This is a genomic window from Paenibacillus sp. FSL H3-0286 (assembly GCF_045040705.1).
GTDB lineage: Bacteria > Bacillota > Bacilli > Paenibacillales > Paenibacillaceae > Paenibacillus_AQ > Paenibacillus_AQ odorifer.
Map to the genome: position 1 here is coordinate 3684151 of NZ_CP150285.1, position 25631 is coordinate 3709781.

The 25631-nt window shown below is 44.2% G+C and carries 27 protein-coding genes; 24 read left to right on the forward strand and 3 right to left on the reverse strand.

The genetic code is table 11. The features are described 5' to 3' along the window. The first annotated feature begins 118 nt into the window (after positions 1 to 118). The 7 genes from treR (at position 119) to MHB37_RS16585 (ending at position 3617) form a co-directional block, all read left to right on the forward strand. Positions 119 to 838 (forward strand): trehalose operon repressor, encoded by a 720-nt coding sequence (treR, locus tag MHB37_RS16555; RefSeq protein ID WP_036677129.1) that lies wholly within the window; start codon positions 119 to 121, stop codon positions 836 to 838. 23 nt (positions 839 to 861) lie between these two features. Beyond that, the gene (locus MHB37_RS16560; protein WP_139330042.1) at positions 862 to 975 is read left to right on the forward strand and encodes an RCC1 domain-containing protein; all 114 of its coding nucleotides are present in this window, start codon (positions 862 to 864) and stop codon (positions 973 to 975) included. Between the two features lie 175 nt (positions 976 to 1150). Then, positions 1151 to 1432 (forward strand): hypothetical protein, encoded by a 282-nt coding sequence (locus tag MHB37_RS16565; protein WP_405168262.1) that lies wholly within the window; start codon positions 1151 to 1153, stop codon positions 1430 to 1432. Continuing rightward, the gene (locus MHB37_RS16570; RefSeq protein ID WP_405168263.1) at positions 1417 to 2160 is read left to right on the forward strand and encodes a phosphotransferase enzyme family protein; all 744 of its coding nucleotides are present in this window, start codon (positions 1417 to 1419) and stop codon (positions 2158 to 2160) included. Before MHB37_RS16565 ends, MHB37_RS16570 begins: the two co-directional genes overlap by 16 nt. A 137-nt stretch (positions 2161 to 2297) precedes the next feature. After that, positions 2298 to 2885, forward strand: coding sequence for a DUF1349 domain-containing protein (locus tag MHB37_RS16575; protein WP_076130504.1), 588 nt, complete (start codon positions 2298 to 2300; stop codon positions 2883 to 2885). A 148-nt stretch (positions 2886 to 3033) separates the two neighbouring features. Further along, entirely contained in the window at positions 3034 to 3297 is a 264-nt protein-coding gene (locus tag MHB37_RS16580; RefSeq protein WP_076277344.1) for a hypothetical protein, read from the forward strand. Between the two features lie 128 nt (positions 3298 to 3425). Then, positions 3426 to 3617 (forward strand): hypothetical protein, encoded by a 192-nt coding sequence (locus MHB37_RS16585; RefSeq protein WP_076130505.1) that lies wholly within the window; start codon positions 3426 to 3428, stop codon positions 3615 to 3617. Between the two features lie 92 nt (positions 3618 to 3709). Here the strand turns inward: MHB37_RS16585 and MHB37_RS16590 are convergent, their stop codons facing one another. Both MHB37_RS16590 and MHB37_RS16595 read right to left on the reverse strand, forming a co-directional pair. Beyond that, positions 3710 to 4522, reverse strand: a complete 813-nt coding sequence (locus tag MHB37_RS16590; protein ID WP_076130506.1) for a class I SAM-dependent methyltransferase — start codon at positions 4520 to 4522, stop codon at positions 3710 to 3712. 309 nt (positions 4523 to 4831) lie between these two features. Beyond that, entirely contained in the window at positions 4832 to 5515 is a 684-nt protein-coding gene (locus MHB37_RS16595; protein ID WP_405168264.1) for a helix-turn-helix transcriptional regulator, read from the reverse strand. A gap of 166 nt (positions 5516 to 5681) precedes the next feature. Between MHB37_RS16595 and MHB37_RS16600 the strand changes: the two genes are divergently transcribed. The 9 genes from MHB37_RS16600 to MHB37_RS16640 all read left to right on the forward strand — a co-directional run bounded on the left by MHB37_RS16600 (position 5682) and on the right by MHB37_RS16640 (position 17995). Further along, on the forward strand, positions 5682 to 7085 hold the full coding sequence (locus tag MHB37_RS16600; RefSeq protein WP_339187058.1) for an MFS transporter: 1404 nt from the start codon (positions 5682 to 5684) through the stop codon (positions 7083 to 7085). 21 nt (positions 7086 to 7106) lie between these two features. Then, positions 7107 to 7463, forward strand: a complete 357-nt coding sequence (locus tag MHB37_RS16605) for a HesB/IscA family protein (RefSeq protein WP_405169609.1) — start codon at positions 7107 to 7109, stop codon at positions 7461 to 7463. A 23-nt stretch (positions 7464 to 7486) separates the two neighbouring features. Continuing rightward, on the forward strand, positions 7487 to 7771 hold the full coding sequence (locus MHB37_RS16610; protein ID WP_076217679.1) for a HesB/YadR/YfhF family protein: 285 nt from the start codon (positions 7487 to 7489) through the stop codon (positions 7769 to 7771). A 146-nt stretch (positions 7772 to 7917) separates the two neighbouring features. Continuing rightward, on the forward strand, positions 7918 to 8724 hold the full coding sequence (locus tag MHB37_RS16615) for a helix-turn-helix domain-containing protein (protein ID WP_405168265.1): 807 nt from the start codon (positions 7918 to 7920) through the stop codon (positions 8722 to 8724). 208 nt (positions 8725 to 8932) lie between these two features. Further along, positions 8933 to 10243 (forward strand): NtaA/DmoA family FMN-dependent monooxygenase, encoded by a 1311-nt coding sequence (locus MHB37_RS16620; protein WP_405168266.1) that lies wholly within the window; start codon positions 8933 to 8935, stop codon positions 10241 to 10243. Positions 10244 to 10268: 25 nt separating this feature from the next. Continuing rightward, entirely contained in the window at positions 10269 to 11318 is a 1050-nt protein-coding gene (locus MHB37_RS16625; RefSeq protein ID WP_076302949.1) for an NAD(P)/FAD-dependent oxidoreductase, read from the forward strand. A gap of 25 nt (positions 11319 to 11343) precedes the next feature. Beyond that, positions 11344 to 12291, forward strand: a complete 948-nt coding sequence (locus MHB37_RS16630) for an ABC transporter substrate-binding protein (protein WP_076184914.1) — start codon at positions 11344 to 11346, stop codon at positions 12289 to 12291. Positions 12292 to 12424: 133 nt separating this feature from the next. Further along, positions 12425 to 14347: an AraC family transcriptional regulator gene (locus MHB37_RS16635; RefSeq protein ID WP_076302950.1), complete on the forward strand. Its 1923-nt coding sequence runs from the start codon at positions 12425 to 12427 to the stop codon at positions 14345 to 14347. 351 nt (positions 14348 to 14698) lie between these two features. After that, positions 14699 to 17995 carry a chitinase N-terminal domain-containing protein gene (locus MHB37_RS16640; protein ID WP_076302951.1) on the forward strand — a complete coding sequence of 1099 codons (3297 nt, stop codon included), beginning with the start codon at positions 14699 to 14701 and terminating at the stop codon, positions 17993 to 17995. A 137-nt stretch (positions 17996 to 18132) separates the two neighbouring features. Here the strand turns inward: MHB37_RS16640 and MHB37_RS16645 are convergent, their stop codons facing one another. Further along, a complete protein-coding gene (locus MHB37_RS16645; protein ID WP_405168267.1) occupies positions 18133 to 18828 on the reverse strand; it encodes a hypothetical protein in 696 nt (231 codons plus the stop codon). Positions 18829 to 19067: 239 nt separating this feature from the next. Here MHB37_RS16645 and nikB point away from each other — a divergent pair, with 239 nt between their 5' ends. Genes nikB through MHB37_RS16685 form a run of 8 tightly spaced genes read left to right on the forward strand, consistent with a single transcriptional unit; the run spans position 19068 to position 25586 of the window. Next, positions 19068 to 20006: a nickel ABC transporter permease gene (nikB, locus tag MHB37_RS16650; RefSeq protein ID WP_254857073.1), complete on the forward strand. Its 939-nt coding sequence runs from the start codon at positions 19068 to 19070 to the stop codon at positions 20004 to 20006. Between the two features lie 23 nt (positions 20007 to 20029). Beyond that, positions 20030 to 20875, forward strand: a complete 846-nt coding sequence (gene nikC / locus MHB37_RS16655) for a nickel transporter permease (protein WP_076184910.1) — start codon at positions 20030 to 20032, stop codon at positions 20873 to 20875. Continuing rightward, positions 20872 to 21657, forward strand: coding sequence for an ABC transporter ATP-binding protein (locus MHB37_RS16660; RefSeq protein WP_076302952.1), 786 nt, complete (start codon positions 20872 to 20874; stop codon positions 21655 to 21657). Before nikC ends, MHB37_RS16660 begins: the two co-directional genes overlap by 4 nt. A gap of 37 nt (positions 21658 to 21694) precedes the next feature. After that, positions 21695 to 22543, forward strand: coding sequence for an ATP-binding cassette domain-containing protein (locus tag MHB37_RS16665; protein WP_076302953.1), 849 nt, complete (start codon positions 21695 to 21697; stop codon positions 22541 to 22543). Positions 22544 to 22561: 18 nt separating this feature from the next. Beyond that, positions 22562 to 24235 carry a nickel ABC transporter substrate-binding protein gene (locus tag MHB37_RS16670; RefSeq protein ID WP_076302954.1) on the forward strand — a complete coding sequence of 558 codons (1674 nt, stop codon included), beginning with the start codon at positions 22562 to 22564 and terminating at the stop codon, positions 24233 to 24235. After that, a complete protein-coding gene (locus MHB37_RS16675) occupies positions 24232 to 24987 on the forward strand; it encodes a methyltransferase domain-containing protein (protein ID WP_339167904.1) in 756 nt (251 codons plus the stop codon). Before MHB37_RS16670 ends, MHB37_RS16675 begins: the two co-directional genes overlap by 4 nt. After that, the gene (locus MHB37_RS16680; RefSeq protein ID WP_076302956.1) at positions 24988 to 25332 is read left to right on the forward strand and encodes a class I SAM-dependent methyltransferase; all 345 of its coding nucleotides are present in this window, start codon (positions 24988 to 24990) and stop codon (positions 25330 to 25332) included. Beyond that, positions 25314 to 25586, forward strand: a complete 273-nt coding sequence (locus tag MHB37_RS16685; RefSeq protein ID WP_076302957.1) for a hypothetical protein — start codon at positions 25314 to 25316, stop codon at positions 25584 to 25586. Before MHB37_RS16680 ends, MHB37_RS16685 begins: the two co-directional genes overlap by 19 nt. The last annotated feature ends 45 nt before the right edge of the window (positions 25587 to 25631 follow it).

The window sequence follows — 25631 nt, forward strand, 5'->3', positions numbered from 1 at the left end:
TTGGGGGCTGTTTTTCTATAAATATAAGAATTTATATGTTTAACGCTATAAATTCCCCTCCAATTGAATCGATGCTTCCAAAGGCATGACGTGATACAATAAAGGGCGGTGATCAAAATTGAGAGAAAATAAATATTTGCAAATTTATAATGAATACAGCAATCAAATCCATTCTGGACAACTGCTGCCGGGAACCAAGCTGCCTTCCGAAAGTGAACTCGCCGAAGCTTACGCCACTTCACGAGAGACCGTGCGCAAAGCGCTGAATCTACTTTTCCGTGAAGGATATATTCACAAAATTAAGGGCAGAGGCTCCTTTGTGCTTGACATGACCCGAATGGATTTCCCTGTTACCGGTTTGATTTCATTTAAAGAGATGGCCGATACCCTGGGTACTGCCTCACGGACACTGGTAGAGCGGACGATACAAGAGCCGGCAGGCTCCGCAATCGCAAGACATCTGCAGATTCCACCTGAAACTCTGATTTGGAAGGTTGTTCGCGCCAGAGAAATTGAAGGTGAACGGATCATTTTGGATAAGGATTATTTTCGTGCGGATATTGTTTCCTTTCTAAGTGAAGAAATCGCGGAAGGCTCAATCTATGAATATCTGGAGCTGGAATTGGGACTTAAGATCAGTTATGCGAAGAAGCTGATATCCGTTGAGCCTTCTACCGAGGAGGATCATAGACTGCTCGATTTGAAGAATTTTACGCATATTGTAGTAGTACGAAACTATGTGTATTTGGAGAACACGGTGCTTTACCAATATACCGAGTCTAGACACCGGCTGGATAAATTCCAGTTCGTGGATTTTGCTCGAAGGGTGAGGCGATAAGCTGATCCGAGGGTGTCCCAGTTATCAGTGTATCCGCTGGTGCCTTGCATAGCATGGCTCTGAAAAGCGATGGAAACGTATGGATATGGGGAGCGAACAATGAGGGCCAGCAGAACCTGTTGCAATTTCGCTTGTAGAAGAATCTTATTAGATTTGAAGAGTAGGGAATTTCATGCTTAAGTGGCAATGAATTCCCTATTTTTATAGGTGAGTCAAAAAGAGAAAACTCTTTTCATATTCATTCTTTATCATTACAGCTATCCGTCTAGACTGTTAAAATGATGGAAGTATGGTAGACAAAGGAGATAAGCAATGAATAATGGCTTTCGGATCAATACTGAGGAGAACCGACACCGAACTCTGAGGCAAGTAAAACAAGCGGCGTTTCATGCTTTACAGGAATATGAAATAGACTGGAACTCCATTCTCTTCATTCAAGTATCCGAACATGTCACCTTCCGCATTGTAAACGATGTGGGGGAACAGTTCTTGCTCCGCATTCACCCGGATAACAAACAACGCGAAGGAACCATTTCAGAAATTGAGTGGTTGTTCGCTTTGAAGGCAAGGGCCTCCTCTTGCCCGAAGCTGTAATCAATCGTGAAGGGGCCTTTATTACGGAAACATCGGTGTGTGACGGACAACGGTTTTATTCGAGCTTAATGCGATGGGTCGAGGGAAAGCATGTAGACAAAAGCGAACTAACGGAGGAGGGCATCCGTAAAACAGGATCATTGATGGCAAAGCTTCATGAGGCCAGCTCTGATTTTAGTCCTTCCAGCGGTTTTACTCGTCCTTCTTGGGGTGTACTGAGCTTTAAACGGGACTGGGATCACCTAAGTCTACATCGCAAACATTTCATATCGGATGAGGGTTTTAAGTTATATTCCGCAGCCGCCACTAAAGTGGCAACATGTCTCGAAACGTTCACAAGACATGAACAAAATTATGGGATGATCCACGCGGACTTACATAATGGAAATGTCATTTTTCGGGATAATGAACCGTATCCTATCGATTTTGGCAGATGTGGCTTCGGCTATCATCTTTACGATATAGCTCAGGCTATTATGGGATTATACCCAACACAGAGAGCTTATTTCGTCGAAGGATATCAGAGAATCAGGAAGCTGGAAAATGAATATATAATGAAGCTAGAGTGCTTCTTAGTCATGGCAATAATCGAAGCCTATAGCTTTCATGCAGAGAATCCGCTAGAGACCGAGGGGTTGATTGAAGAGCAGCCATATGCTCAAGCGATTTTGAGAGCATATGTAAACGGGACAACCTTTTTATTTAATTCTCTGGATACTTCAAAATAAAAGATTAGAAAATGTAGTGCGTTATATTTTTCAAATGGTATTATTAGGATGAACTGCTGAAAACTATTTAAATTGTATTTGAAATCTTAGCAATGAAAATGGTTGACAAAACTTTATAAAAAGTGAGGAGTAGAGCAATGAACTTTGATAAAGAACAGCTTTTTTGGATAAATCCAATCAATGATTATTCTATTACAGAAAACAGGATTGAATTTGTAACGATGCCGAATACAGATTTTTGGCAACGAACCTATTATGGTTTCAGAAATGATAATTCACCTGCACTGTTAATGAAAACTGCTGAGAAGTATTTTTCATTTATAGTAAGAACAGATTATGATAGTACACATAGATACGAGCAGTGTGGGATAGTCATCTATCAGGACAGTGATAATTGGTTCAAGGCATCGGTAGAATATGAAAATGAGGAATTCCAAAGACTTGGAAGTGTGGTTACAAATCACGGATATTCAGATTGGGCAACAACTGATATCGATGCAAACATTAAAACTATGTATTATAGACTAAGTCGACGCGAAAGTGATTTCTGTATTGAAAGCTCTTTGGACGGGACTACATTTGAACAGATGCGTATTTTTCATTTGTTTGAAGGGAATGAGGAAATAAATTTTGGCTTATATGCTTGTAGCCCAGAGAATTCTTCATTTAAAGGTGTTTTCACCGAAATGGAAATTACAGAGTGTAAGTGGTTGGAGCATAAATAGTCGTTTACGCAGCTGAAAGTGAACATTACTCAATAGGGCCTTCCTAAAAGGAAGGTCTTTTTTTATGAGCGGTATAAAGTTGTCATCAGTTTCCGATTTCTACCCATGTGGTAAAATTAGGATAATTGGATCTTGGGAGGCGAGGACAATGAGTCTTGTGATGATCATTTTATTACTGTTCTTAAATATTCCAGTATATAAATTTTTGTTTCGCGTGTTCTTCGTGGATAATGATGATTATAACGAATCGATTAGGCATACTTTTACACCTAACATCATTTCATTATTCCGGGGAGAGTATTGGAAGGATAGAATGAATACGGCAAGACTTCAGTTTTTTATACTCATTTGCGGTGGAATTGTTGTTTTGGAATACCTTGTTTTGCATAAAATAATTGATATTTTTCGTTAACTAGAACTTCATTTAGAAACTTCTGCTTATGGTGAGCAGGAGTTTTTTTATCTTGCATAAGCACCGCCCTATTATGGAAAACTTATGTAGTGCGAATAAACAGCATGAATCTATTTTGCGAGGTGATAATGATGACAAATCAAGATCCGCAGGAGCTTCTTAAAAGTAAACACAAGCTGGATGAGCAGAAGAGGCAGTTCACAAATTTTGCCCGAAGTGCTTCCGGTCATGGTGAAGCAGAAGCAGGCCAGGAATTCAGTAATGACCGAGTGCCAGATGATCAAAACCGCATGAAATCTGTTGAGAACAGACAAGATTGATCTTAAAAAGCTATCAAATAAGCCGATCCTTTTCTGGATCGGCTTAGAAAAATAATTTTTACGTTGTAAGGTTGTTCAATAGGTATCAGATGCTAGAGTTTTCTTGCTTTAATTACAAAAGTTACAGGAAGCATCTTTGCTTTTTTTGCAAAATCGCTTTTATCGTCCCGCGACTGCATAAGTTCATCATCAGATTGCTCAATCATTTGCTCAATAACAAATCCAGCTTTAGATAGCGCATTCACATAAGTTGATAATTTACGATCCGATAAAGTTAGCGTACTTTCATCAAGAGATACTGAATACCAAGATTCATCGAAATAACATTTTTTAAAAACAAGCATATCATTTTCTGCAACAACACATTTGTGTATAGGGTGAGACCAGCTGAAAATAAATGATCCATCTTTTTTAAGGTAAGAGGCAATCCGGCTAAAAGTACCCTCAAGGTCAGTTGTCCAGCCTATGGCATAGACCGAATATACAAAGTCAAAATAATCCTCTGGCAGGCCACATTCTTCTTCCATGGGTGAGCAGATCAATTTTGCTGAAAGACCGTGCTCCGTCAAAAGTTGCCTAGTCTTTTCGATTTGGTTCTCTGCTATATCCGTACCCCATAGTTCAGATGCATTGCGTTCACCCAGATATTGCAAAGATTGACCGCTTCCACAGCCTATCTCCAGCAACTTTTTCCCTGAGACATCGCCAAAAAGTTGGCATTGTTCTTCCGATACAAATGCTCCATAAAGAGGAAGTGCAGTAGCTCCTAAAACTTCATTTCCTTTTGTATCCCAAAATAAGCTGTTTGTTTCATGAATAGTATTCGTATCCATATCGACCGAGATGGCGACGCCAACCTCACCAGCGCCTATAACGTTTGTTCTATAACCAGAATTTTTGTCCATGCAGACACCCGCCCCAAATATAGATTATATAAGCCTAAACATATCTCCCGACTTGCGCGTAATCCCAATAACATATATCGAACACGAACAAGCTGAGGGATTAACCATAGAATAATCTACCATTTTCCCATGAACATATCCATCCAAAATTTCCCACCAAAATTTCCAATTGTGAAATAAAGCATGATATGACCGTATCAGAAAAGGAAAGTTATGCCCCGCGAATTTGTTACAATATGTAAAACCGCTGCAGGGTACCGCTTCAAATTATGAATATTTCAACGGGAACACCTTCCCTTAGTGGCGCGGTCATTCGGCATGGCAGCTTGGAAACAAGAGCTTATTTTGTCTAACCGTATAAACACAGTTTCTTCCTCCCGCTAATATGTACTCCCCCCGTTCAATATGAACATTATTACCTAGAACAGTTTTAAATAGATGTAACTCATTTTTGCATAACCCGGTACATACAGCAGCAGCTTCACAGATCGGGCAATGTTTCTCAATGAATAAAAGACTGCCATCATCCTGCTCCTTAACCTCGGCCATATACCCTTCACTTGTTCGAATCTCAGCCAGTTTCTCCAGCTTCTCTCTAACGTCTGCTGTATCACCAAGATGCTGAAGATATTGTTCTTGCATATTCTTATTTCGAACAGCCAGCAGCTTGTCCAGCCCCTCATTTCCGAAAGCTTCTTTCATGGAATGGATCAGACTGACGGATAAATCCGAATATCCGCTTGGGAAAAACCGATCGGCCGCGGGGGTTAAGATCCATAGCTTGGTTGGCCGCCCCATGGGACGGGACTCTTCTATATTAGTAACTAGCCCTTCTTCTTTCAGCGCATTCAAATGTTGACGAATAGCCATTCCAGATAGCGAAAACTGGGAGGAGAGTGCCATAACATCCATTCCCCCTTGTTGCTTTAACAGATCAATGATCGCTCTTCGGGTCTTGGTTGAGACATCCTTTTTGGTTTGATTTCGGCTCATGTTGCACCTCCTACTGAAACAACTAAATCTACATCACAGACTACATTTTAAACAAAAATGTTGACAAAGTCAAAGCTGAACTGTAGCTTAGACATTATAAACAAAAATGTTTACTAAGTGTCCGGATACGATGTATACATACCAATTTTCTTGGAGGTCACATTTCATGTCGTCTAATCATCAAAGTATTTTCAGCCCACGTTATTTTGCACTATCCATAGGTATTATTCTGTCAGTGATGGCCGTTGGATTCGAAGGCCTGTCCGTAACTACCATTGCCCCTTCAATTGCTGGAGATTTGAACGGCCTTAGCCTGTTTGGCTGGATATTCAGCACGTATCTGCTTGCGCAGATTATCGGAACTCTGGTCGTCGGTCGAATCATAGATAGAAGAGGACCTGCAGTACCGTTCACTATCGCACTTCTTTTGTTTATCGTTGGGTTGATTGCTGCCGCAACATCAGGCGATATGTATACCATGATAGGATCACGGGCCATGCAGGGTCTGGGTGCCGGAGCTATGATGACTTGTGTGTACACAGCAATATCCTTAAGCTACCCGGATAAATTACGCGCCAAAATACTCGGAGCATTTGGTACGGCCTATGTTCTTCCGTCCATGCTCGGTCCATACGTTGCAGGTCTTATCGCAGATCAGTGGTCCTGGCGGTTTGTTTTCTGGGGAATATTACCGATCCTGATGATTTCAGCACTGCTTAGTTTACCTGCGTTCACGAAATTAAAAACACCGAAGACGCAAGGGGATATCGGAGCTTCATCAACTTGGAATGCGTTACTGTTAACGATGGGTACAGGGATTTTCTTAGTTGGTCTAAGCATGCTTCCGAGCATTATGGGATTTGTTTTAGTCATTATCGGCTTAGTACTTATGATATTTCCGCTCCGCAAACTGCTACCGAAGGGAACTCTTACGCTTCGAAGAGGCATGCCAGCTATTCTGGCAACACGTGGGCTGTTCTTCGCTGCCTATACCAGCACACAGAATTTCTTGGTATTGGCTCTAATCGATGTGAAAGGAATAACGCCTTCTCAGGCCGGATTGATTGTAGCGAGTGCTGCGTTGAGTTGGTGCGTCATAGCGTATCTGCAAGGACGATGGGATTCGGCAGATCAGGGCCGTGGACGGCATACGCGAATTATTCTGGGTGTATTGCTGCTTGCCATAGGGATTACTATCGTATTTTGGATACCCGTTGTGACCGTTACCGTAGCAGTTATTGGACAGATCATCGCTGGAATCGGCATTGGATTGGCGCATCCGATTAGCGGTGTTGTGGCGTTTTCTCAGACAGGAGAAGGAGGTGTCGGCAACACCTCGGCTAATCTGCAATTTGCGGATTCTTTTACACCCGGTGTAGTTATCGGGATCGGCGGTTCCATCCTTGTGGTTTGTCAGGCTGGCGGAATGTCACTCCAATCCGGATTAATTGTAGCAATGGGTTTCCATCTCTTGTTGATTGTAATGAGTTTATTTGCGAGCACTCGGATCTCACCAGTAGCTGAACAAATAGGAACGGGTATCCAATCTTTAGGTTTGAAAAACAAATAAACGAAGGAGGAGTTCACAATGATCATCGAGGTCAGTGACAAAGCATCAGAAAAAATCACCGAAATCTTATCAAGTGCGAATATCCGAAATCCATTTCTAAGAGTGGGTGTTGATGAAGGGGGATGCAGTGGACTATCCTATACCCTAGTCGTGGATGAGCAGCAAGCAGAAGAGGATATTATATTAAATAAACAAGATTTTAGTATATTGGTTCACCCGAATAGTATTCCATATATTGACGGGCTTGAAATTGACTATGAAGAGAGTGGAATGGTAGGCGGATTCACTATGAATAACCCTAATGCAAAAGCTTCATGTGGATGCGGAGCCAGTTTCAGAATGGCCAATTATCGTGGCGAAATAAAAAAATGTGATTAAACAGCAGAAAGGAGAGAAGAGGAATGATATCATTTGCAGTATCCGAAAAAGCATTGGATTCATTTAAGAATGAATGGGGTTTGGAAGAGGGGCAATATGTAAGAATTTATGCAAAATATGCCGGTGGAGGCTCTGATGCTTTCACTGTTGGAATTAATGCAAGTGCTACACCGATCGATCCCGCATGGGTTCAATCCATTGGCGGATTTCATTTCTTTGTTGAAAAAACTGATGTTTGGATTTTACAGGATGAGCTTCTTCAAATTGATTGTAATGAAAACGGCATATTTTCAAGCAAAATCTCCTGAGCATCTTCTTGGGTTGCAATTTACAGTAGAATATCTACTACACTTCTAGCAATTTCGCATACTATTGTCTATACTGTTTTAAATAAATATCAGAATTGGATCTGATTTTTATAAGAAGCATGGTGCTAGGAAGCAGGTGCAGAGCAATGATAAATTTGGACAAATTAGCAAAGGCATTTACTAAAGGTGTCTATGAAATAGAAGATAGAAGCCGCTTAGTCATCCAGCCCAAAAGCTTATTAAGTGAATTCACCACCGTTAAGCATGGATTTCTATTTATCATTCGCGGGGGAGCCAGAATATGTGTGAATGGAACGGTATATGAATTACGGCCAGGATCAGTTTTTCATGCTGCTCCGGGCATGCAGATGGATTCGCAGGTTATAGGACAATCTGAGCTCGAGTATTACTCCCTTTTTTATAAATTGGATATGCCGGAAGAATTGAATAGTACTCACGAATTTGACTCTCATTTCAAGCTGGAGCCGGGAGCGAATCTAAAAATTATTGAATTACTAATTATGCTCCATCAGAATGCCCATCCATCCGGAGAAATTGGGAAGCTGCGTATCAAGGAGTTGTTCTTAAGCCTGATGCACCAGGTTCTGATTGCGTGCAGTTACAGAGAGAACGATCGTTCTCCGAATCAAAGAATGGTAGACGAAGCCCTTGCGTATATTAAACTTCATTATATGAATTCACTTACACTCGGTGAGTTAGCGGAACTGCATGCAATGAGTGCCAACCGCTTCTCTTACCTCTTTCATAAATATACGGGACTACGACCCATCGACTATGTCGTTAATTATCGTTTGGAACGGGCCTGTGAATTACTCAAAGCAGGTAATTTTCCTATCCGCGAGATTGCTGACCGTGTCGGTTATGACAATCCACTATATTTCAGCCGATTATTCAAAAAGAAATTCGGTGTTTCTCCCTCTGCCTATAAATAATGTACATAATGAGCTTCTTGTACTTGAACTACGTCTGCAGCTACTGGTGATAAGCCAGAAGTGCAGACTTTTTTTATTTAGATTAAATAATGATGCATGCTGGATTTGAGATTTGTACATTTGAATTTATTTAAATTTTTGATAAACTCACTTTTGTAACTGAGAATCATTATCAGTAAATTGATTTATAAATGAAAGGCTGGTAGATATGACAGAAAAAAGACCCAAACAATTATGTATTGGCCTGTCCTTAAATGCAACCTGGATGAAAGGAGACGGCTGGCGGCACCCGGATAGCGGAGTAGAAAAGATGGATTCTATTGATTACTATATTGATTTGGCAAAAATGGCGGAGAATTCAAAGCTCGATTTTCTTTTCAGAGCTGATTATCTGTATGTTAGTCCGCAGATGTTAGGAGATTCCTCAAATTTCGGTAGCCCAGACCCTGCATTGTTTTTTGCAGCGATAGCTCGTGAAACCGAGCGGATCGGACTGGTAACGACGATTTCCACTACTTTTAATCCGCCGTATGTTGTTGCAAGGCAGCTGCAGTCCTTACACTGGCTGAGCAATGGACGCGCCGGCTGGAATATTGTCACTTCTATTGAAGGCGCCGATAATTTCAGCGCCTCACCCATGCCGTCACCGGAAGAGAGATATGCCATGGCTATGGAGTTCACGGATGTTGTATGCAAGCTTTGGGAGAGTTTTCCGAATGAAGCGATTGTTATCGACCGTCAGTCAGGTATGTTTTCGGATAAGGATAAAGTGACTGCCATTAATCATTCCGGGGAATTTTTCAGTGTAAAAGGGCCGCTTACTTTGCCTGCTCACAAGTCAGGAACGCCGCCGCTATTCCAAGCTGGGGCTTCGGATATTGGACGGAATTTCGCCTCATCTGTAGCTGATGCTATTTTTGCCGCAATGCCGGATATCGAATCGGGAGTGGAACTAAGGAATGATCTGAGAAGAAGAGCGGCTGAGCAGGGCCGTGATCCGGATGCTATCAAAGTTTTGCCGGGCTTATATTTTTTCCTGGCCGATACGCGCGAAGAAGCACTTGAATTACATAAGGCTGCACATGCGAATTTAAGCCTTGAACGCAGACATGCTTCGCTTAAATCGGTGCTGGGTCTTGATTTAAGCGGTTATCCCTTAGATAAGCGAGTAACTGCCGATATGTTACCCGATTCCAGTCAGGCCGTCCGCAGCCGGACTCATGCTGAGTTGTTACGGCGTTATATTATTAAAAATCAGCCTACAGTGAAAGAAATCTTGGACAGGCCGGAGGTTGTCGGATCTGCACATTGGGTATCTGTCGGGACAGTCGAGGATGTGCTGAACGATATTATTGAACGGTTTGAAGCGGGGGCTATAGATGGCTTCATCGCCCTGCCAGGCGGTTCGGAACAATCTATGGAGCTGTTTTTTGAGAAGTTGGTACCGCAGCTGGTTGAAAGAGACTTATTCCGGAGCGAATATACGGGTAGCACTTTCCGTGAGCATTTAGGGATTTAAAAAAGAGAAATGAGGCGATTGAACGATGCATGAAGAGGAATTGTTTGATGTTACGATTATTGGCGGCGGTCCGGCTGGATTATTTGCTGCATTTTATAGCGGACTCCGTGAAATGGAAACCAAAATTATAGAATTCCAACCTGTGCTTGGCGGCAAGGTGCATGTCTATCCGGAAAAGATGATCTGGGACGTGGGAGGCTTACAGCCTATTCTTGGCTCGCAGCTTATTGAACAAATGGTTGGTCAAGGGATGACTTTCCAACCGGAGGTTGCCTTTAATGAAAAGGTCACATCCATCTCGCAAGATGAAGCAGGTTACTTTATTTTACACACAGCCGCAAACCGGAAGCATTTCACTAAAACTGTCATATTGGCCATTGGAGGAGGCATTTTGAAGCCGGTCAAGCTCGAAATCAAGGGTGCCGAAAGATTCGAAATCACAAATTTGCATTATACGGTGAAGTCACTTGCCCGCTTTAAAGAGAAGACTGTCCTAATATCGGGAGGCGGCCATTCTGCTGTAGACTGGGCGAATGAACTGGCTCCGATTGCCAAAAAGGTGTTTCTGACGTACCGGAAAGAGAACTTAAAGGGGCATGAAGCCGATATTTCACGCTTGGCAAACAATGGCGTAGAGTGCTTGTTAAATACTTCAATCGAAAAGTTGATTGCCACACCGGATCACGAAAGAATAGGGACTGTACTGCTAAAAAGTAATGACAACGGAGAGGGATTTGAGCTGTCTGTCGATGAGGTCATCATTAATCACGGTTATGAGCGCGACAAAGAACTGCTGGTGAACAGTGAAATTAAAATGGATCTGTGGGAACACCGGATTTCAGGATCAGTAATGAGCGGGACATCCGTGCCGGGTATTTATGCGGCAGGGGATGTTCTACATCATGAGGGGAAACTGCACCTGATCGCGGGGGCATTCCAGGATGCTGCCAATGCGGTAAACCAATCCAAACAATACATCACACCGGAGGCAAATTCGTCCGGGATGGTGTCTTCACATAATGACCTGTTCACGCAGAAAAACCGTGATTTAATGAAGCATTTATACAGACAGTAATGATAACAACTCAAGGGGGAGCCAAATGAAAAGACTATATGGATGGATTACATCCTTAATTATACTAGTAGGATTACTGGCTGGGTGTTCCGAAACTTCAGTCACGCCTACACCAGAAGTTGGCAAGATCGAAGAAGCAGGATGGCCAAGAACAATTGCGGATGCCAGCGACAATGGAGTGGTGCTCAAGACACGACCTGAGCGTATAGCGGTTCTGCATCCCTTGTATTTAGATTACTTTTTTGCTCTTGATACGCCTCCAATCGCATCAACTAACGCAGCGGAAGCGATGAAGGATTTTGCTACTTTACAGCCTTACGCTGGAACTGCTGAAATCATTGATTTGGGCAGCAGCAATGCGAATCTGGAAATGATCATGGAAGCAAAGCCTGATGTGATTGTAACCTTCAAGGGTTCTGTTGATAGCAATTATGAAGAGTTGAATAAGATTGCACCAGTCATCTTAATTGACTACACCGATACCTGGGAAAAAACGACGATGCTGTGTGCTCAGATTGTTGGTAAAGAGACATTAGCGGAACAAGCCATTAAGGAAACCCAAGAAATGATTGCAAAAACAAAAGAACAGCTAAGTAGTCTTGAGAATAAAACCTTTGCTTTACTACGGGTCGACGGAAAAGCTAATTTTAATGCTCAAGGCTCTAAAAACACGATGTACTACAATCAAACTGTAGGCTTCGGGTTGTTGCCACCGAAGGGATATCCTGAAGAGGGAGGGGCCCTTTCTCTGGAAGGGATATACAGCATGAATCCTGATTATATTATTATCCAGCATGATATGGATATCGCAAAGGCAGCCATCAAGGACAAGGAAACTTCGAACGTGTGGAACTCACTGGAAGCAGTGAAAAACAATCATGTTCTTATCTTTGATAACTCACTCAATAGCGCAAGTATCCTGGCTGTCCGTTTGGCTGCAGATCATTTTCTGCAATTGGCGTCTGAACAATAAATTTATATTAAAAAATCCGATTGCACCTTTTAGGGCAATCGGATTTTTGTTATTAAGATAAATATCTTGACTGTTATTGATAATGGTTATCATTTATGATGAGTATTAGACAGATAACGGAGGGGTAGTCATTATGTACAAAAGCAATGAAATATTGCTTTGGGACCAAGCGACGGTCAAGTTATTGGATGTGCGCCATATTGAAAGGGTTCAAGGCGAAATTCTTCATAAGTACAAGATTCCTGCCAGTATATTTTTACTTTCGGTACAAGGGAGCGCTCAAGTTCAGTTAGATCACTCTGAATTTTCTTTTACAGGATTTCAAGTCCTGCATAGCGGGAAAGGGGCGACACTTAATATTGTTCCGACAAGTAAGAATTTTGTTTACTATATCATTTATTATCGTGCATGGATTCAAGAGGAGGATCTGTTCCAATCACAATATTGTTTTTCCCCTGATGCACCCATTTTACTTTATAACAAAATGCAATTGATGTATCAAAAATGGAACGAGCAAGAAGAGAGACTCAACGTAAAATCACTTTTTTATCAATTCATTCATCAGGTTTTAAAAGAATTACATAGAAAAGAGACTGAGGTGAAACAGACCAGTGTTGCAGTCCAAGTAATCACCTACATTCAGGAGTACTATGCGGAGCCAATTACATTAGATTCTCTTGCGGAAGTATTTAATTTCAGTGCTTATCATTTGTCATCTTTGTTTAAAGAGTACACAGGTATGAGTCCGATTGATTACTTAATTCGGTTTCGGCTTGAACTTGCAACAGAGCTTTTAATGACAACAGATGCTTCGGTCGGGGAAATATCAGCAAGCGTTGGTTATAAAGACGTATATTATTTCAGCCGAATTTTCAAGAAAAGAAAAGGTGTATCCCCTGCACATTTTAGAACAAAAGAGTCACAGCGGCCAAAAGTTGCTGAAAGTCCATTAAACTTCCCCACATCCTCTATTTTTGAACCCATCGTTCAACAGTATATTAATAATGATAATCATTATCATAATACGGAAAAAGGGGAATTACATATGTTTAAAATGACAAAATCTCAGACGACGGCCGCTTTACTGCTTTGCGGTTCTCTATTATTAGGTGCTTGCTCAAGTGGGACGGGTACTGCTACGAAGGAACAAAGTAATGGGAATGGAACCGTAAATCAAGCAACATCAGAAGAAAGTACGAACACTCGAATAGTATCAACGCCTAAGGGAGATGTGGAAGTACCAGCAGAGCCGAAAAGAGTGGCGGCTGACCAATATATGGGGCATTTATTGAAATTAGGAATTGTACCCATCGGAGCAAGAACGTTTATGCTGGATGAAGGCTGGATGGAAAAAGCGGACATACCCAAAGAAACGATCGAGAAAATTGAGGATTTAGGGGATTTCCCTTTAAATCTGGAAAAATTAACGATGCTAGATCCGGACTTAATTATCGGTTCGATCGATGAGAACATAGAACAATATGAGAAAATTGGGACCACTGTTTTTCTGCCTTATTGGGAGGGGTTAAAAACAGCAGGGCCGCTTGATAAATTTAGGAGTGTAAGCAAAATATTCGGAAAAGAAAAAGAAGCAGAAGAATGGATTACGGAATATGAACAGAAAGTAGCTGAAGCAAAGTCTAAACTTGCCGGGGTTATCAAGGAAGGGGAAACCGTTTCGATTGTTCAGTTTTCACAAAAGGCGGTATACGTCTTAGCGGCAAAGGGAGGAAACTATGGTTCTTCCACTATATACAATATGCTTCAGCTGCCTCCAACAGAAAGTGCAAAAAATATGGCGGAGGGATTTGAATCGATTTCATTAGAAGTGCTTCCAGAATATTTAGGTGATTATGTTTTTGTTTATAATGGCGATGCGGATGCTACCAATAAAGCAATGGAAAGTAACATATGGAAAGGCATCCCTGCAGTGAAAAATGGCAAAGTTTATTTGTATGGTGATAATTATCATGATGAATTCGTAATGGAAGATCCTTTTTCATTAGAGCTTCAGCTTGATACGATTGTGAATTTGTTACTTGGCACTAGTAAATAGTTTAATAGATATACTTAAGCCACTGATGTTTCTGGAATATTGATACCAGGACAACAAGCAGAAACTGCCAGCGGCGACATAGGAAGAGAGCGAAACGAAGCATTTATCCGTTTCGTTTTTTTTTGCTAATATCCCGATAGTCCAATCCTTCATCATAAGCCTCAGCAACTGTGACTTTTTTCATAATACCCTTTCTATATTCGACCCGTTTTATAGGCCAAAAGTATAATTTTTACAGCAGTTTACATAAATCTATCTTTTTTTTAATTGTTTTGAGATAGGATAGTAGATGTCTAGCAGGTGGGTATTTATGGTAATTACTCACCGGACTATATCTTGAGGAGGAAGGGTATGAAGGAGAAGAATTCAGTTTGGAAAAAGAGGCTGATGAACAGCACTCTAGCTGTGGCGGTGGCCGTACCACTTCAGCTGTTCACGTTCGGAGCCGGTTCGGCGGTATTCGCAGAAGGACCAAACGATCCTGCGCCGTACATTGAGGCCAAAGTCGTCAATGAGCATGCAGGCCAGAAGATCCTGTTCGACAACACCCATGAGCAGACTGCGGGAGCAGCCGATTGGGTGATTGACGGCGCTTTTTCAGACTTTGGGAATGCCCTTGCCCAGGAAGGCTATTATGTCAAAGAACTCCGCAAGACGACTCCAATTACTTTGAGTGATCTTTCCGATTATGATGTCTACATCGTCGCCGAATCCAACGTGCCCTACAAAGCAAGCGAGCAGCTTGCGATGGCGGAATATGTGGAGGATGGCGGCAGTATTTTCTTCATCGGCGACCATTATAACGCCGACCGCAACAAAAACCGCTGGGATGGTTCAGAAGCTTTCAACGGCTACCGCCGTGGAGCGTGGGACAATCCAGCCAAAGGCATGAATGCCGATGAGGTCGCTTCTTCAGCCATGCAGGGTGTGGTTAGCTCTGACTGGCTGGCGGACGAGTTCGGTGTCCGTTTCCGCTACAATGCGCTTGGCGACATTAACGCAACCAACGTCGTGGCTCCCGATCAAGCCTTCGGCATTACAACGGGCGTATCAGCGGTAGCTATGCATGCCGGTTCAACGCTGGCCATTCTAGACCCAGCCCGTGCGAAAGGTATCGTCTACCTGCCGCAAACCAATGCTGCCTGGGCCAATGCCGTAGACCAGGGGGTCTATAACGGCGGCGGTGTGGCAGAAGGTCCCTATGTGGCAGTTGCTAAAAAAGGCGCCGGCAAGGCAGCCTTCATCGGTGACTCATCTCCTGTAGAGGATGCAACACCTAAATACCTGCGCGAAGATACCGGCGCCAAGAAAACAACTTACGATGGCTTCAAGGAAGTGGACGATGCCACACTGCTGGTTAACACCGTGAACTGGCTCGCCGAGCAGGAGAGCTATACGGATTTCACCCAGGTGAATGGCCTGACGCTAGATCAGCCGACAACACTGCTGCCATTCGAGGAGCCGGCGCTGTCCACTGAGCCGCAGCCGGAGCCTTGGGCTCAACCTAATGCTGGCTACAAATGGTATGATCGCAGCACCTTCAAAGCAGGCTCCTACGGCGGACCGGCAGCCACTGCAAGTGCGGTTTATAACTTCACGCACCAGGCTGTGCTGCCAAATGCACAGAATTTTCAGATTCGGGTGAGTGCAGATAATCTTCCTGCAGGCACAAGCGTATCCGGCTTCCAGGTAGGTGTCTACCAAGTAAGCAGCGGCGCCCAAATCGCCAAGATTCAGAACAGCGACGGTACCTGGCCAAGCAGCTACGGCTATAGCTCCTCATTCAATCTGACAGGTGATCTGAACGGTCATGCCTATAAGGATCTGACGATCCAGATCAAGCCGGGCACCACAGCTGCATCCAATCTGCGCCTTCGCCAGAACAGTACAAACCTCAAGACTGAATCGGTGACGCTGGGCAATGTTCCTGCTGAACCGCTTCCGGCTGAGGAAGATCCCATTCCGGCTACAATCTCTATCAGCGACTCCCGGGCTAAAGCAGCCGGATCACTGGTAACGGTGGAGGGGACCGTGACGACTGAGCCGGGTATCTTCGGCGGACAGTCCTTCTATCTCCAAGATGGAACCGGTGGGGTTTATGTCTTTCAGAGTCAGAGCGGCTTCCACGTGGGCGATAAGGTCAAGGTAACAGCGTCCACCGCATTGTACAACACAGAGCTGGAGCTGACAGAAGCAGTGCAAATTGCGAAGACGGGCACGGCGACACTGCCGCAGCCGATTGCGGCGAGCATGGTGAATGATGCCAACCAAGGCCAATTGGTTCAACTGAACGGTGTGACCGTGGCGAACATTATCAACGCTACGCCAAGCGGCTCCTTTGAATTCGACGCCGTCAATACCGACGGGACAAGCAATCATGTGCGCGTGGATGCCCGGACAGGCATTACTAAGGATATCTTCCCTTATACAGAGGGACAGAAACTTAATATTACAGGTGTTGCCGCAATTTTTAAAGGCATCTACCAGCTCAAGCCGAGAAGCCTCGATGACTTCGCCGCAGCAGCAGAAGAGGGGACTCCGGTAACAACGGCGACGCTTTCTGCCGAGCCTAATGATTCCGGCTGGTTTAACCAGCCGGTCACCGTTACCCTGAAGGCGAATACAGATACAGCTAATGTTTATTACTCGCTGAACGGCAACAAGGAAGCTGAGTACAGTACACCTGTGGACCTGAAGGAAGATGGGCGGCATACATTGACATACCATGCTGTGCCGGCAAAAGGCAAAGTGGAAGATCTAAAGACGCTGAACCTTAATATTGATACGGCTCCACCGGTTGCCGAACTGAAAGAATCCGGTCATGAGGTGAGAGATGTAGAAGAAGGAGCACAGCTTTACTTTGAATTGACTGCTGACGATGTATTGTCAGGTGTCACCTCGAAACAGCTTCTATTAGATGGAAGACCGATTGCCGAAGGCCAGACCCTGAGCGCCGCCGATTTAGGCGCCGGCCCCCACACCGTGAAATACATCGTGCATGACGCAGCCGGCAATACGACTGAAAAGAGCAATACGTTCCAGGTTATTGGCGGCCAGGTGATTGCGACTGGTAAGCCAGGACAAGCTGTGCTATCCTCCAACAGCAGCTATGCTAATGGACTTAGTGATGGTAACTATACAGTCACCATGAACCTATGGTGGGGTAATAACGGCACGAGTTACAAACTCTATGAGAACGGCACACTGATTGATTCCAAGACACTGAAAGATGTATCGCCGGCTGCCCAGACGGCAAGTACAGAGCTTCATGGTAAGGTGAACGGCACTTATGTTTACACTGCGGAGTTAATCAACAAATATGGCACGACCAAGAGCGATCCGCTTACGGTCACCATAAGTGACTCCGCGCCGGGCAAGCCGATACTATCCGAAGATAACTGGGACGGAGATGGCACCTATAAGGTGTCGATGAATCTGTGGTGGGGGACTAACGCTACAGAATACCGCCTGTATGAGAACGGGGAGCTCATCGACTCGCAGCCGCTGAATGCCCATACGCCTTCGGCACAAAGTGCAGCAACCACTATCAGCGGACGCACTGCCGGTGTGTACGAATATCGGGCGGAGCTGGTCAACGCGGCGGGAGTGACTGCCAGTGATACGATCAAGGTAACGGTCATCCGCTAAACAGACTGACAGTAACAATAAAAGTAAAAAACGAAGAGCGCCGGATTCCAGGCCGCTCTTCGTTTTTTACTTTACCATTAGTTCAATTGTGCCTCGCAAAAAGCCCTGGTTCGCACCAGGGCTGCAAATCATGTGGATTATAGGCCGCTATCATCGGTAGTTTCGTAACCATAGTCGAAGGTCTCGATAGTACCATCATCATATTGAAGTGTGAGCTGGTCAATAATAATCGTATGTATTGTATTCTGATATGTAAAATCACTGAAAATAAATAAAGTATCATTGGGCTCAACCGGCCCCACATATTTAAGTGAAAAGCTGCTCTTGCCGTTCAGCTGATCATTGGAAGGATCGCCTACTGGATTAAACGTGCTGATGTGGGCTGTGTAATAATTGATCCTTTTTCCAGTTAAGTTGTCAGCTTCCCAAGTAAGCTTAACAGCATCGGCAGAGTTCGTACTATACTTGAATTCTAATGGCGCACCAATCCCTTGCCCGGATGGGGTATCTGCTACTGACAGATCTTCAGAGTCATCACCAACGGGTCCAGTATCATCGTCCGAAGGCATATCTTCCAAGACAACGGCTTCCGGGGAAGGTGAAGGTGAAGATTCAGTAGGATTTGATTCAATAGGATTGGATCCAGTAGTGTTGGATTCAGCAGCAATAGCAGCTTTATCTGCGGTACTAGGCGGTATTTCTTCGATAACGGGATTACTTGCCACAGTCTGCCCATTCAAGCGTGTTTCAACGCTAGGGGCCACGTAAATCCCTAAAAGAAAAGCTATCATGATGGATAAAACATAGATGAGGACTAGATTGAACCGACTCAAATACACACTTCCTTTATTGTTATTTTTAATATGAACCTACTTATAATGACATGATTCCTAAGGATTTGACAATATTATTGTGAAAAATAGTTGCGACTGTGCAGAGACCAAATGTTTAAAGATCAACTCATTTAATAGGGGTTGATTTTTTTATGTCCTACATAAAATAAATCAATTTAAGACTATTAATTTAAATAGATTATGCTATAATCGTAATTATTACGATTAAGATTTTGGAGTTGAATGCCATCAATCGATACTTGTTGCAACGCTTATTGCAGCTCATCCCCGTGCTGCTCGGCATCTCTTGCATTACCTTTGCGCTGATGCATTTAACACCAGGTGATCCAGCGGAGATCATGCTGCGTGCTGACGGCATCAAACCTACGCAGGAAGCTATTGAGGCGACCAGACATACACTTGGTCTGGATGGTCCTGTACATAAGCAATATTTTCACTGGTTGAACCGGGTATCCCATCTCGATTTTGGCTTATCTTACAGCAGCGGTCGTCCAGTGTTCACAGAGCTGATGAGTCGTTTTCCGGCAACTTTACTGCTCAGTGCCTGTTCCGTATTGTCCGCTATTCTTATTGCCCTGCCGATAGGAGTGGGGTCTGCATTATATCCAGGTAGAATGCTTGATCGACTGGGAAGAGTATGTGCAATGCTCAGTGTTTCAATGCCAGGATACTGGCTAAGTCTGCTTCTGATTTATTATGGTGCGGTGAAGTTTAAGCTATTTCCTGTGATGGGAATGGATGAGGTATCCAGTGTCATTCTACCTGCCCTCACACTAGGATTTGGTATGGCAGGAGTCTACATCCGCTTGATTCGTTCCAGTCTCCTAGACGTTTTGGGCAAGCGTTACATCACAGCAGCTAGAGCTAAGGGGCTGCAGGAATGGAGAATAATCATTCGGCATGCACTTCGTAATGCGCTTCTTCCGAGTCTTACCCTCCTTGGGGTTAACATAGCGGGGCTATTAGGCGGTTCCGTTATTGTTGAAACTATATTTTCTTGGCCGGGAATTGGTAAGTATGCCATTGAGGCGATTTTTGCGAAAGACTATATTGTCATTCAGGGTTACGTATTATGGATGGCTGTTGTCGTTGTCCTGATTAACTTGACAGTGGATTTATTACATCTGCTGCTGGATCCGCGAATCAGGCTGCGGTGACGATTTAGAAGGAGCGGATTGTCATATTTCGTATTAGCTTATTTAAGAATAAGGGAGCAAGGTTAGGAGCGGGCATAGTACTTTTGTTCATATCCGTTGGACTCTTTGCCCCATGGCTTTCACCTTCCGATCCGCTGCAGATTCACATGGAACTCAAACTGGCTACACCTTCCTGGCAATACCCGCTCGGTACGGATCATCTGGGACGTTGTGTCTTATCCCGATTAATCTATGGGACCCGAACCTCCCTGAATGATTCGTTTATGGTGTTGATCGTTGTTTTTGCGATTAGCATCCCTGTTGGTTTACTGGCTGGTTACGCTGGCGGCAAGATCGATCATTTGATTATGCGGATCATAGATATATTGCTTGCCTTTCCCAGCTTAATCCTATCCCTTGCTATTACAGCCATGCTAGGTCCCAGTATGAAGAATCTGCTAATCGCATTTGCTGCTGTCTGGTGGACGGGGTATGCCAGAGTGATACGCAGTATGGTCCTTCAAATCAAGGAAAGTGAATATATTACAGCGGCCAAAGCGTCAGGCACTTCTCATTTACAAATTATTTTCAGGCATATTCTGCTGAACGCAGCCCGGCCTATTCTGGTTCTTGCTTCTATGGAAGTGGGTACGATTATGCTCTCCATTGCGGGTTTGTCCTTTCTGGGTTTGGGAGCTCAGCCGCCTACACCGGAATGGGGAGTAATGCTGAACGACAGCCGTGCCTATATTCAAACGGAGCCGCGGTTGATGCTATTTCCGGGAATGATGATCATGCTGGCGGTTCTGGGCTTTAATCTGTTGGGAGAAGGCTTGCGACAACCAGAGCGTGCTTTCAATTCTGTAGTAAAGTGGGGGGCCAGAATATGATGGCAGAGTCTCCACTGCTGAAGGTCAGTCATTTACGCACCTGCTTTCACACAGGCAGTTATAAAGTTACAGCGGTTGATGATGTCAGTATCGAGGTGAAATCCCGGCAGATTGTCGCACTTGTAGGTGAGAGCGGCAGCGGTAAAAGTGTTACGGCAATGTCCATATTAGGATTAGTAGATTCTCCAGGCATAGTTGAGAGTGGAGAAATCTGGCTTAAGGGTAACAATCTTCGTGAGTGCTCCAGCCGTCAGTTACAGAAACTTCGGGGAACAGAAATGGCTGTTATCTTTCAAGATCCTATGAACGCGCTGAATCCGGTACTTACTATTGGCAGGCAGATCATGGAGACGATTAAACTGCACAAGCGTATATCGGGAAAAGAAGCAAAGCTGCTTGCCATGAGGCAGATGGAGCAAGCAGGGCTCAGCGAGCCTAAATTGCTTTTCAATAAATATCCTTTTCAAATTAGCGGTGGTATGTGTCAAAGAGTAATGATCGCCATCGCCCTGGTATCCGGAGCACAATTGCTAATTGCAGATGAGCCTACAACGGCATTGGATGTAACCATTCAAGCCCAGATTCTTAAAGAGCTGGACCGAATCAGATGGACGAACAATGTCGGCATTCTATTAATTACCCATGATCTTGGCGTTGTTGCGGAGCTTGCAGATTATGTATATGTGATGAAGTCCGGGAAGATTGTGGAATCAGGCAATGTGTTTGAACTCTTTTCTAATCCCGTGCATCCCTATACTAAATATTTAATTGAGTGCAGATAACAACGGTAATATTACATTTTTTAGGGACGTGGTGATCTTGAAGATATTGGAAGCGGTAAGCCTGAACAAGAAATATGGGATGGAAAGGGGGTGGTTCACACGTAATGTCAGAAGTGTTCATGCCGTCAACAACCTGTCTCTCAGTCTGGAGAGCGGTGAGACCCTTGGTTTAGTGGGGGAAAGTGGCTGTGGTAAGAGCACTTTGGCCAGACTTCTGCTGGGACTGGAGAAACCATCCTCCGGAAGAGTTATGTACCGGAACGAGGATTATACGGATTGGACCTTTAGCGAAATGCGCATGATCCGCAGGAAGATGCAGATGGTGTTTCAGAACAGTCTGGCTTCATTTAATCCGTTGTTTACGGTAGAGCAGATTATCGGGGAGCCTCTTCAGAACTACGGAGAGAGGAAGGCTGGAGCCCGCAGGGCCACGGTAGCAGACACACTTGAGCTTGTGGGACTTGAACGGCAGCATATTCACCGCTATCCGCATGAACTCAGCGGCGGACAGCAGCAAAGGGTCGGAATTGCGCGCGCAATCGCCTTGCGGCCGGAGCTGATTATCTGCGATGAACCTTTCTCAAGTCTCGATGTCACCCTGCGAAAGCAAATGATGGATCTGCTGCAGGAGTTGAAGCATGAGCTGGGATTATCCTATGTATTCATTACACATGACTTGTCAGTTGTAAATCGTTTTTGCGACAGTGTGGCTGTGATGTGTCAAGGGGAAATTGTAGAGAAGCAATCGGGTGCAACCATGTTGCAGCAAGCAAACCACCCTTATACAAAAACATTGCTCTCCTCGGTACCTGTGCAGGACCCCCGCTTAAGAAAGAAGAGACTGGGAGAAGAGTGGCAACCCAGCCATTCCTATGATGTTAAGTAGAGAAAGGATGTACCAAGAATGAGAACGAACCCTAAGACAAAAAACCTATTATCAAAATCGTTATTCTTTATGCTTCTTGTAATAGTTGTGTTGATATCAGGTTGCAGCAACAGTAATAACAGCAATTCTACGGCTAGAGCCAATAATACCGCCAATAATGAAGCTGCACAAGGATCTGAAGCTCAGGACAAGACAGTCACTGTTGCTATATCGTCTGATGCCGGTATAGACCGATTGGATGCCGGTGCCTATGATGGTTCGATGAATGTGCACGCGATGATATATGAGGGGTTAGTGGAGTATGGTGAAAAAGGCGAAATACTGCCGTCGCTTGCGGAGTCTTGGGATATTTCAGAAGATGGGAAAGTATATACGTTCCATCTTCGCCATGACGTCAAATTCTCTGACGGTACGGAGTTTAATGCCGACGCAGTTAAATTCTCCTTCGAACGCTGGATTAAGGATCCAGCCAATTCGTTAAATGTAGCAACTGCGATGCAATCCCTTGTTGTTGTGGACGAACATACGATCACAATGACATTCAACAAAGCGTATTATCCCTTCTTAACCGAGTTATCCTTTGCAAGACCGGTCCGAATTATCAGCCCTTCCGCTGTGGAACCCGCAGGAGATATTACGGGTAAATTCATCAAAGCGATTGGAACTGGCGCATGGATGGCAGAGAGCTACAAAACAGATCAGGAAGCCATACTCGTCAGAAATCCGAATTATTGGGGAGAAATGCCGAAGCTGTCGAAAATTATTTTGAAGGTAATCCCAGATCCACAGTCCAGAGTACTAGCGCTGCAAGCTGGAGACATTGACATTGCCGGGGGACAAATGGGAAAGATTCCAGTCGAAAGCGTGCCAGTGATTGAAGCGGATTCTTCACTAACTTTGCAAAAAGCACAAGGAACAAACTCTCATTTCATGATCTTTAACTACAAAACGCCCGCACTTCAAGATCTGAATGTGCGCAAAGCTATCAATTTGGCAATTAATAAAAAAAGCATTGTCGAAGATCTTATGGACGGTATCGGCAGTGAAGCTCAAGGCCTGTTCCCGCTGACAGTTCCTTATGTGACGGAGTCCAATAATACTTGGTACGGCTTCAATCCGCTGGAAGCGAAGCAACTGCTAGCAGCTGCCGGTTACACGGATTCGGACGGAGATGGAATTGTACAGAAGGACGGAGCCCAGCTTGAGCTTAATTTCGTGCTGCAGCAGGCTGAATATCCCGAATGGAAGTCCATCAGTGAACTGGTTCAGTCTGAGTTAAAGGAGATTGGCATTAGAGTGAATCTTCAGGTTCTTGAGCCGAATGCTTATTATGATGCCTTATGGACAAGCAAAGCTTATGATCTAATCATGTACCGGACTTATGATGATGCTTATAATCCGCATGCATTCTTGCTGTCCCTATTTCATAAAACAGCTGACGCATCTGCTGTCGTATGGTCTGATCCTGGACTAGAATCACTGATTGACACAGCAGTAGGAACAACCGATATTCAGGAACGTCAGACCGCATATGACTCCATTTTCTCCAAATTGTATCAGGAGGCTATGTTTGCAGCTATTTATTTCCCTGACGATATCTTAGCAGTAAATAATAGAGTGACTGGATTTAAACCGGGGTACTCCACCTTTATGCCGGTCTTCTGGAATCTACTCGACATAGGAGAAAAATGATGTTAAAAGAGATTTCGAAATACTGGACATCAAGCTCGGAGAGTTATGACAAAGTCATACAGACTCAATTCCGCAGCAAAAAAACCATAAACCTCTGGAAACAACTGCTTATTAAAGGGTTGGGAACAACTACCCAGCAAAAGGTGCTGGATGTGGGAACAGGGCCTGGCTTTTTCTCCATACTCTTATCACAGATGGGTCATCTGCCTACAGCGGTGGATACCTCTCAGGGAATGATCGATAGAGCTTCACGAAATTTTGAGAGTTATGGATATAAAGTTCCAGCTTATGTCGCTGATGCTGCCGATTTGCATATGGAGCTAGAGAATAGCTTTGAGGCAGTGGTCTGCAGGGATGTAGTATGGACGCTTCCTGATCCACAGAGGGCTTATGCTGAATGGTATCGGATTCTAAAACCGGGCGGGACCCTGATTATTTTTGACGGCAACTATTTGTATAAAGAGAGCAAGACTGTATTCCATAGATTTTGGTATGCCTTGTCCTGGACACTGATTCTACTCACAGAACAAAGAATCCGCCAGCGAAGCAGTCAAGATAAAAGCCTGCTAAGCGAGTTGCCATATGTTAATGTATTACGGCCTGAAGCTGACGAGACAGCGCTGAAACAGGCCGGGTTCCGAACCATAGATGTTCACCGGAACTTTATCCCTGCCCGTGCGATGCCGCTAGATTATTTGAAATACGGTTACCAGAATGTAAACCGGTTCATGATACTTGCCAAGAAGGAGTGAATGATAAATGGGTTTCCTGGCTTCTTCTCTGTGATTCTTTCGAGTGCCGGGCATCTGGTTACTGCGATCGATTGTACCGACAATATGCTGGAAGAAGCACGTGCCCACTCCATTCGGGAAGGTGTAACCGTTACTTTCCGCAAGATGGATTCGCACAAGCTTGACTTTGCTGCGGAGAGCTTCGATCTAATCGTGTGCCGCAATGTCACCTGGAGCCTTACCGATCCCCGCAGTCAGCCTACAAAGAGTGGAGAAGTGTACTTAAGCCTGGGGGACGGCTGCTGGTTTTTGATGCCAACTGGAATCGCCATCTCTGGGACGAAGAGATGCAGCAAAAGCGAGTAGAGGATCAGCAAACCTATGTAGATAAGGGCTTTGGTGAACTCCCGCATCATAAGGACATAGAGGAGACAGACCGTCTGAGTCTTGTATTGCCGCTGACCAGAGAATGGCGTCCCGAGTGGGATATACGGACTCTCAAAAAAGAAGGCTTCGCTAATATTTTTGCTGAAGAGAATTTGAACGCAAAAATTCTGGATGAGAAACAGCAAGTCTTAAACCGGTCAACACCGATATTCATGATTTGTGCTGAGAAATAATAGAATAGTGAGAACCTACACATATTAAATGAAGTATACAATAAA